At 40.7% G+C, this 9,044-nt stretch carries 9 protein-coding genes; 8 read left to right on the plus strand and 1 reads right to left on the minus strand.

The window, feature by feature from the left end; all coding sequences use genetic code 11:
• The 3 genes from ABZB17_RS16555 to ABZB17_RS16565 all read left to right on the plus strand — a co-directional run.
• A partial coding sequence (locus ABZB17_RS16555) for an ATP-binding protein (protein WP_372651697.1) occupies positions 1-759 on the plus strand: 759 nt, incomplete at its 5' end.
• Between the two features lie 137 nt (positions 760-896).
• Positions 897-2,162: a hypothetical protein gene (locus ABZB17_RS16560; RefSeq protein ID WP_372651698.1), complete on the plus strand. Its 1,266-nt coding sequence runs from the start codon at positions 897-899 to the stop codon at positions 2,160-2,162.
• A 37-nt stretch (positions 2,163-2,199) separates the two neighbouring features.
• Positions 2,200-2,898: a DUF1080 domain-containing protein gene (locus tag ABZB17_RS16565; protein WP_372651699.1), complete on the plus strand. Its 699-nt coding sequence runs from the start codon at positions 2,200-2,202 to the stop codon at positions 2,896-2,898.
• 471 nt (positions 2,899-3,369) lie between these two features.
• On the opposite strand, the gene ABZB17_RS16570 is transcribed toward ABZB17_RS16565, so the two are convergent.
• Positions 3,370-4,632 (minus strand): aminotransferase class I/II-fold pyridoxal phosphate-dependent enzyme, encoded by a 1,263-nt coding sequence (locus tag ABZB17_RS16570; RefSeq protein WP_372651700.1) that lies wholly within the window; start codon positions 4,630-4,632, stop codon positions 3,370-3,372.
• A 275-nt stretch (positions 4,633-4,907) separates the two neighbouring features.
• On the opposite strand from ABZB17_RS16570, the gene ABZB17_RS16575 reads away from it, so the two are divergent.
• The 5 genes from ABZB17_RS16575 to ABZB17_RS16595 all read left to right on the plus strand — a co-directional run.
• Positions 4,908-5,711 (plus strand): outer membrane protein assembly factor BamD, encoded by an 804-nt coding sequence (locus tag ABZB17_RS16575; protein ID WP_372651702.1) that lies wholly within the window; start codon positions 4,908-4,910, stop codon positions 5,709-5,711.
• 3 nt (positions 5,712-5,714) lie between these two features.
• Positions 5,715-6,050: a DNA-directed RNA polymerase subunit omega gene (locus ABZB17_RS16580; protein ID WP_038561334.1), complete on the plus strand. Its 336-nt coding sequence runs from the start codon at positions 5,715-5,717 to the stop codon at positions 6,048-6,050.
• 17 nt (positions 6,051-6,067) lie between these two features.
• Positions 6,068-7,270: a bifunctional phosphopantothenoylcysteine decarboxylase/phosphopantothenate--cysteine ligase CoaBC gene (gene coaBC, locus ABZB17_RS16585; protein WP_372651704.1), complete on the plus strand. Its 1,203-nt coding sequence runs from the start codon at positions 6,068-6,070 to the stop codon at positions 7,268-7,270.
• A 3-nt stretch (positions 7,271-7,273) separates the two neighbouring features.
• The gene (locus ABZB17_RS16590) at positions 7,274-8,185 is read left to right on the plus strand and encodes a DUF4835 family protein (protein ID WP_372651706.1); all 912 of its coding nucleotides are present in this window, start codon (positions 7,274-7,276) and stop codon (positions 8,183-8,185) included.
• A gap of 94 nt (positions 8,186-8,279) precedes the next feature.
• Positions 8,280-9,044 (plus strand): AAA family ATPase (locus ABZB17_RS16595; protein ID WP_372651708.1); only part of this gene is annotated, 765 nt, incomplete at its 3' end.

The following is a 9,044-nucleotide window of genomic DNA, read 5'->3' on the forward strand; positions in this document are numbered from 1 at the left end:
CAGGAATGGAATGATTTGGTATTAAAAGAAAAGACATTGGAAGAAATTAAAGAATTGGAAACCTGGTTAAATTACAATGAGCAGTTGATGAGCGAGTGGGGCATGCGCGATAAAATTAAACCCGGATTTCGGGTATTGTTTTATGGCCCGTCGGGAACCGGAAAAACGATGACCACTTGTTTGCTGGGAAAATATACCGGAAGGGATGTATATAGGGTTGATTTGTCGATGGTGATTTCGAAATATATTGGTGAGACGGAGAAAAATTTGTCGGGATTGTTTAACAAGGCAGAACACAAAAACTGGATATTGTTTTTTGATGAGGCCGACTCGCTATTTGGTAAACGCACCAACGTGCGCGATGCACACGATAAATACGCCAACCAGGAAGTTTCGTACCTCTTGCAGCGCATAGAAGCCCACAACGGCTTGGTGATTTTAGCATCGAACATGAAAGGAAATATCGATAGTGCTTTTACCCGCCGTTTTAATGCTTTTATTGAGTTCGATCCTCCTACGGTTGCTGAACGCCTGAAACTCTGGCAGGTGTATATGCCCAAAAGCAACAAGTTGCACAAGGACATTCGTTTGGAGGAGCTGGCAAAAAATTACGAGTTAACAGGTGCAAACATCGTCAATATCATTCACTATGCCGGTTTGCTTTCCATACAGAAGGGCAATGCGATGTTGAATATGGAAACTCTGCTCGCCGGAATCCGCAAAGAATATAAAAAAGAGGGTAGAATTCTACAGCAATGATCTAAATTGATAATCTTTCTATTCGCTGAAATCCAAAAGAATTGCATTGGCAAAATAAAAATTCACAGAATCCTTTGGCATAACAACAGCAAATTGCCAATTTTAAGCAGTATTGATTCAATTCACAGTTATCGACAATGAAAAAATTCATCTTGTGCCTTTTATTTTTTGCTTTCCTGTTAAATGTGTCGGCCCAGTTTGATGCCAACTACGACGAAAGTAAAGTTCCCGAATTTAAGTTACCTGATCCGCTAAAAACGTTCAATGGGCAGAAGATTCGGAATTCTAAAAAGTGGGAGAGTAAACGACGCCCGGAACTGCTCAGTTTTTTCACCGATAATATGTTTGGCGAAGTGCCAGGCGAACTGGAAATTTCGACAGTTGATGTTCTGGAAGAAAGCAATAATGCCCTGAACGGTAAAGCGGTACGAAAACAAGTAGACCTGGTTTTTAAAAATCGCGGGAAAACACTTGATTTTACCATTTTAATATATCTGCCAAAAACCGAAGAGCGGGTACCGTTATTTGTGGGTTACAATTTTTATGGAAATCATACCATAACCGAGGATGTAGAAGTTATTATTTCTGAAGCCTGGGCAAACAATAATCCTTCGTTCGGGATAATAAACAACCAGTTAACCGAACAGTCGAGAGGAGTAAGAACCAACCGATGGTGTGTTGATAAAATAATTGATGCAGGGTTTGGTCTGGCTGTAATTTATTACGGCGAAGTAGATCCCGACAAAGATGATTTTTCGGATGGTATTCATCCTTTATTGTATATCGACGATCAGCAACAACCGGCTGCCAACGAATGGGGATCGATTGCAGCGTGGTCGTGGGGCTTAAGCCGGGCGATGGATTATTTTGAGCGCGATGAGTCCATCGACGAATCGAAAGTAGTGGTTTTTGGTCATTCCCGATTGGGAAAAACAGCCTTGTGGGCCGGTGCAAGCGACGAGCGTTTTGCAGGTGTCATTTCAAATGAATCAGGATGTGGCGGTGCCGCGTTATCAAAACGTCGTTTTGGCGAAACATTGTGGCGCATCAATAACTCTTTTCCGCACTGGTTTTGTAAAAACTTCAGAAACTACAGTAAAAACGAGGAGGCCTTGCCGGTTGATCAGCATGAATTGATTGCTTTGATTGCGCCGCGTCCGGTGTATATTGCAAGTGCTGAAGAGGATCGGTGGTCGGATCCAAAAGGCGAATTTCTTGGGGCTTTGTACGCCACTCCTGTTTATGAACTTTATGGGAAAAAGGGAATCGGGCAAACAGAAATGCCGGCAGTTAATCAGCCCATTCAAAACACAGTTGCTTACCACATCAGAACAGGTGAGCATGATGTAACTGAATTCGACTGGGAGCAGTATTTGAAATGGGCATCTGAATTTGTAAAATAGCATCCGACATCGGGGCATAAATAGTAAAAATATCATCATGAGGAATGCGATTGTTTTTTTAGTCTTACTGTTTCTTATTTCATCGTGCAACACAGGAACTGACGATACCATTCAACTGTTTAACGGGAAAGATTTTAGCGGTTGGCATACTGATGTTCCCGAAGCTGATAATAATCCTGAAATTGATCCTTCGTTTGTGGTACGCGACTCGTTATTGGTGAGTATGGGCGAACCGAGAGGCCATTTAATAACTGATTCGGTTTATCAGAACTACCGGCTAGAGGTGGAATATCGCTTTGCCGGAGAGCCGGGGAACTGCGGCGTTTTGGTTCATGCTTCAACACCGCGGGTTTTGTATGATATGTTTCCTAAATCGTTGGAAGTACAAATGCAGCATGGCGATGCCGGCGATTTTTGGTGTATTGTTGAAGATATTGAAGTGCCGAATATGGTTGTTAGACGCGGACCAGAAGATGAGTGGGGGATTACTGAAGGTAAAAAACGAAGAATACCGAACCTGACAGACGATTCGGAGAAGCCTTTGGGCGAATGGAACAATATGGTAATTGAATGTTTCGCGGATACAATTAAAGTTTGGGTGAATAATGATTTGGTAAATTATGGATTCAATTGCACTGCGCATAAAGGAAAAATTGCCGTTCAGGCAGAAGGTGCCGTGGTTGAGTTTCGGAAACTGGAGTTGACACCAATAAGTGAAACTTCTTCAATAGAATAAAACATTCATGATTCCCGGGTATCACCAACAGTAATAAAAGTAAAGTCTGTTAACAGCATTTCATAAAAATGGCCGGATTACAAGACGCACACAACAATTGTGCGTTGAACAGCTTACTGATTGCGCCTTTAAATTACCGCATCTCAACCCCGGGTTTCACCCGAGCCTAGTCACATTTTATCCCTTCGGAATATTGAGCTGAATTACAAAGTTAAGACGAGTTTATTGACGTGCAATGTCGCAATTACAAGTTTTTATGACGATGGAAGCGTCGAATGTGAATAACCCGGTGCGTAGCGCCGGGATGAAATGACCAAAGGGAAATCGTCCGGCGAAGAAAGCAAATCGAAGCCAGATGGTTCTTCCGGACGAAACTCAAACGGCAATACACATAAAAAGATGGGGACTTTCAGAAAAAAAAGGGCTGCATCAATTTGATACAGCCCTTGCAATTATGTTCGATTTATTGGATTACATATCCACTTCAACTTTTGCAATTTCACCGGTACGGTATTCGCCGGCAACCAACTTTTTACGGGTTTCTTTAAAGGCTTTCAATGTAATTTCTACATCCTCTAAAGTATGCATTGCTGTTGGTATCAAACGCAGAAGGATCTCACCTTTTGGAATTACCGGGTAAACTACCATTGAGCAGAAAATTCCGTAATTCTCGCGAAGATCGTAAATCATTTGAGTTGCTTCTTCCTCGCCACCTTTCATATAAACCGGAGTAACCTGGGTATTGGTTTTTCCAAGATCGAAACCGGCTTCCTTTAATCCGCTTTGCAGCGCATTAACAATTGTCCATAGTTTTTCGCGCAACTCAGGCATTGTACGAATCATGTCCAAACGTTTCAAAGCACCGATTGTCATTGCCATTGGCAACGATTTCGCAAAAGTTTGCGAACGCATGTTGTAACGTAAAATGTAGCAGATATCAGTTTCGCAGGCAATAAAACCACCAATTCCGGCCATTGCTTTTGCAAAAGTTCCGAAGTAAATATCAATTCCATCCTGTACGCCAAAATGCTCACCCGAACCGGCACCTGTTGGTCCCATTGTTCCAAAACCGTGTGCATCGTCAACAAACAAACGGAAATCGAATTCTTTTTTCAGTGCAACAATCTCATCAAGTTTTCCAACCTGACCGGTCATACCAAAAACACCTTCAGTAATTAATAAAATACCACCACCTGTTTCGGCAGCGCGTTTTGTAGCGAAACCTAACATTTTGCGGCATTTCTCCATATCGTTGTGTTGGAACACAAAACTTTTTCCACCTTTTGCTTTATGAAGGAAAACGCCGTCCATAATACAAGCGTGCGATTCCGAGTCGTAAACAATTACATCGTTACGGCTGGCAAGCACATCGATTGCAGAAACCATTCCCTGGTAACCGAAGTTCAATAAAAAGGCATCAGGTTTGCTAACAAAAGCAGCCAGTTCACGCTCCAGTTGTTCGTGTTTAACTGTTTGTCCCGACATCATTCTGGCGCCCATTGGGTAAGCCATACCATACTGTGCTGCAGCTTCAGCATCAGCTTTTCTAACCTCCGGGTGGTTACCCAATCCCAGGTAGTTGTTCAAACTCCATGTCAATACTTCTTTGCCACGGAAATTCATTCTGGCTGAAATCTCGCCTTCCAGTTTTGGAAACGCAAAATACCCGTGAATTTGGTCCATCCACTTGCCAATATCACCTTTATTATTTCTGAATTTATCAAATATATCCACGATGATTTGTTTTTAAGTTTAAATTATAAGGATGCAAATGTAATCTTTTTTAAAATCTCAGCAAATGTGTTAAATAATACTAACACATTAACTTAACGTAATGAATTTGCCTTATTTTCACAGACCATAATTCGAGGCATTATAGCTATGCAATTGTTAATGAGATAAATAACATATTTGGCAAAAGCTGTAAATTCCTTAAAATTTGAGGGTTAATTCGTTTCAATTAATTAAAAAAAGTATATTTTTGCGCCATGTTTATGAAAATGAGATTTTTGGGGATCGGACTACTAGCAATTTTATTGATCACAGCTTCGTGCGGGGACTATAACAAGATTGTAAAAAGTACCGATTACGAGTTTAAATACAAAAAAGCTGTTGAGTATTACGAAGACGGCGAATATGTTCGTTCAGCAACGCTGTTTAGAGAATTGGTGAACATTTACCGCGGCACCTCGCGAGCCGACAAAATTTATTATTACTATGCTAAAAGTATGATCGGTCAGAAAGACTATTTAATGGCGGGTCATTATTTTAAATCGCTGGTGAAAGAGTTTCCAACAAGCGAATATATCGAGGAAGCACAATTTATGATTGGCTACTGCTCGTACTTATTGTCGCCTAAAGCAAGGCTCGATCAGCAGGTAACTCAAGAGGCTATTGATGCCTTACAACTATACATTAACCTGTATCCGTATAGCGACCGTGTTGAAGAGGCTAACCGCTTAATCGACGAATTGGTTGATAAATTGGTATATAAATCGTATTTAAGTGCTAAATTGTACTACGATTTTGAACAATACAAAGCGGCAGTAATTGCATTGGGTAATAGCCTCGATAAATATCCTGAAAGTAAATACCGCGAAGAGTTGAAGTTTATGTTGTTAAAATCGAAGTATTTACTGGCTGAGAAAAGTATTGTTGATAAACAAAACGAACGATATACAAATGCACTCGACGAATATTTTTCATTTATCGATGAATATCCTGAAAGTGATCACAGAAAAGAGGTAGATAAATTTTACGAAAAAGCCTCTGAGATATTGAATTATAAAGAAGAAGATTTAAACATTAATTAGAATATGGATTACAAGAAAACAAAAGCAGCTCCGTCTACTATTTCACGCGATCTTGAAGTTTTAACTCAGGAAACCGGAAATATTTACGAAACCGTAATGATTCTTGCTAAAAGAGCAAATCAGATTTCGTCGGAATTAAAAGAAGAGCTTAACCAGAAATTACAGGAATTCGCTTCGTACACCGACAATCTGGAGGAAATCTTTGAAAACAGAGAACAAATCGAGATTTCTAAATTTTACGAGCGTTTGCCAAAGCCAACTCTTATTGCGTTTGAAGAATTAAAAGAAGGTGAAATTTACCACCGTAACCCAACGCGCGAGAACAAAAAACGTATCTAATTTTTTGATGCCCTGATATGAGGCTCAAAGGAAAAAATATTATACTCGGAATAACAGGAAGTATTGCAGCTTATAAGGCAGCAATGCTTCTTCGGCTTTTTATAAAGGAGGGTGCCGAAGTGCAAGTGGTAATAACACCTGCCGGAAAAGAATTTATTACACCCGTAACTTTATCAGCATTGTCGGACAAACCTGTTATTAGCGAGTTTTTTGGAGCAAACGATGGTACATGGAATAGCCATGTTGACCTTGGATTGTGGGCCGATGTAATGGTTATTGCACCGGCTACCGCATCAACCATGGGAAAAATGGCCAACGGAATTGCCGATAATATGTTGATAACAACTTATCTTTCGGCTAAATGCCCTGTAATGGTGGCACCAGCAATGGACCTCGATATGTTTGCACATCCTTCAACTCAACGAAATATTTCTATTCTGAAAGAGTATGGAAATATTATTGTTGAACCCGGCGAAGGAGAATTAGCCAGCGGTTTAACCGGCAAAGGCCGGATGGAAGAACCTGAAAAAATACTCGAAGCCGTTATTCAACAGCTTGGAGTAAAAAAAAAACTTCTGAATAAATCCTACCTGGTAACTGCCGGTCCTACTTTCGAAAAAATCGATCCCGTTCGTTTTATTGGTAACTACTCTTCAGGCAAAATGGGTTATGCCATTGCCGAAGAACTGGCCGAACAAGGTGCTGAAGTAACTTTGGTATCCGGTCCTGTTTCGGTTTCTACCCAAAAGGCCGGTGTAACCGTAGTTCCGGTTGAATCGGCGGAAGAAATGTACAAGGCATCGGTTGAGCATTTTAAAACCGTTGATGGCGCAATAATGTGCGCCGCCGTAGCCGATTTTACTCCCGCAAAAAAGGAGACAGAGAAAACCAAGCGTGGTAAAGAAAACTGGCAGATCGAGTTGCAGCCAACAAAAGATATTGCTGCCGAATTGGGTCAATTAAAAACCAATAAGCAGCTTTTGGTGGGGTTTGCCCTGGAAACCAACAATGAACTGGCTAATGCTGAGGGTAAATTGTTGAAAAAGAACCTTGACTTTATTGTGCTGAATTCATTAAACGACAAAGGAGCCGGATTTGGTGTTGATACCAATAAAATAACGATTATCGAAAAGGGCAATAAACAAACCGATTTTGAGTTAAAAGATAAAGCTGAGGTAGCAAAAGATATCGTAGCAAAAATTATAGAATTGAATAATTAGCATATGATAAAGCAAATCGTAACAGCACTTTTATTTCTGTTTATTTTCGTGGAAAATGGTATAGCTCAGGAACTTCGTTGCAACGTAACTGTTTCGGCACGAGGTATCCAGGGAGCAAACCAGAACCTGTTCCGCACCATGCAGTCGGATCTGTATGATTTTATGAATAACCGAAAATGGACCGATCATGTGTACAGTTACGATGAAAAAATCAGATGTAATATTCTAATCCGTCTCGACGAGCAAATTTCTGCCGACGAGTTTAAAGGATCAATCCAGGTGCAGCTGACACGCCCGATTTTTAATACCAGTTACACGTCAACTGTACTTAATATTAAGGACAATGATTTTCATTGTAAGTATGTTGAGTTTCAGCCGCTGGAATTTAACGAAACGTCGAACCGCGATAACCTGACCAACATTATGGCGTTTTATGCCTATGTGATTCTGGGTTTTGATTACGATACTTTTTCGGAAGAAGGCGGAACAGAATATTTTCAGAAAGCACAGGCTATTGTAAATAATTCGCAGAATGCACGCGAACGCGGCTGGAAGGCTTTCGAGAGTGAACGGAATCGCTACTGGTTAATCGAGAATGTATTAAATAAATCCTACTCATCGTTCCGCACCTGCATGTACAATTATCATCGTAATGGCCTCGATTTAATGTCGGAAAAGGTAGAAGAAGGTAGGGCAAATATTGCCGATGCACTTCGCGATATTCAGAAAGTATTTCGCCGTCGTCCGTCTACTTACATTCTCCAGATGTTTTTTGATGCCAAAGCCGATGAATTGGTTAACATTTTTTCAAAATCATTCCCGGATGAACGAAATCGTGTTATGGCTATCTTAAACGAGGTAGATCCATCAAATGGCAGGAAGTACGAGAAGATTGCCGAAAACGAAGGCTTTTAACAAAAGATATCCCCATTTTTTCCAGAAAGTAATTACGTGTCCTCATTTTGGCTATTTTAGCCAAAGAAATTATTAATGAAGATCTATTGTCATTATGCTATCCAGATTATCCATTTCGAATTACGCACTCATCAATAAATTGCAGGTTAATTTCCATGCCAATTTAAACACCGTAACGGGTGAAACCGGTGCTGGTAAGTCGATTATTCTGGGGGCTTTAAGCCTTATACTGGGTAATCGTGCCGATCTTTCGGTGCTGAAAGAAAAGGATAAAAAGTGCATTGTTGAAGGGCAGTTTGAAGTGAGTAACTATCCTTTAAAACGCTTTTTTGAAATTAACGATCTGGATTACGATTCTTCAACAATCTTACGACGCGAGATTACGCCTTCAGGAAAATCAAGGGCTTTTATCAATGATACCCCGGTTAACCTGAAAGTAATGCGAGAACTGGGATTGCAGTTAATAGATATCCACTCGCAACACCAAAACCTGGAGCTTAGCAACCAGAAGTTTCAGTTGAATCTGGTTGATTCGGTTGCTGGTGCTAATGAGGCTTTAACAAAGTACAAGGCACAGTTCTCGGCGTACAAAAGCACAAAAAAGGAACTTGAACAACTGCAGGAAAATGCAGAGCAGGCAAAGGCCGACCTGGATTATTACCAGTTTCAGTTTACCCAACTGGAAGAAGCCAGGCTGGAAGAAACGGAACAGGAAGACCTGGAAGCAGAACTGGAGCAGTTAAACCACGCCGAAGAAATTAAAACAGCACTTACCGAAACGGTGGCTTTGCTGGATAACGAAACATTCTCGGTATTACAGGCTGTTAAAGACAGCCATCGTACGTTGAATAAAGTTACC

Source organism: Draconibacterium sp., from assembly GCF_041583095.1.
GTDB lineage: Bacteria > Bacteroidota > Bacteroidia > Bacteroidales > Prolixibacteraceae > Draconibacterium.

Bases quoted from the DNA above. Each gene is read 5' to 3' on its own strand.
- ABZB17_RS16580 (WP_038561334.1), top strand. From the start codon at position 5,715: ATGGATTACAAGAAAACAAAAGCAGCTCCGTCTACTATTTCACGCGAT.
- coaBC (WP_372651704.1), top strand. From the start codon at position 6,068: ATGAGGCTCAAAGGAAAAAATATTATACTCGGAATAACAGGAAGTATT.
- ABZB17_RS16590 (WP_372651706.1), top strand. From the start codon at position 7,274: ATGATAAAGCAAATCGTAACAGCACTTTTATTTCTGTTTATTTTCGTG.
- ABZB17_RS16565 (WP_372651699.1), top strand. From the start codon at position 2,200: ATGAGGAATGCGATTGTTTTTTTAGTCTTACTGTTTCTTATTTCATCG.
- ABZB17_RS16560 (WP_372651698.1), top strand. From the start codon at position 897: ATGAAAAAATTCATCTTGTGCCTTTTATTTTTTGCTTTCCTGTTAAAT.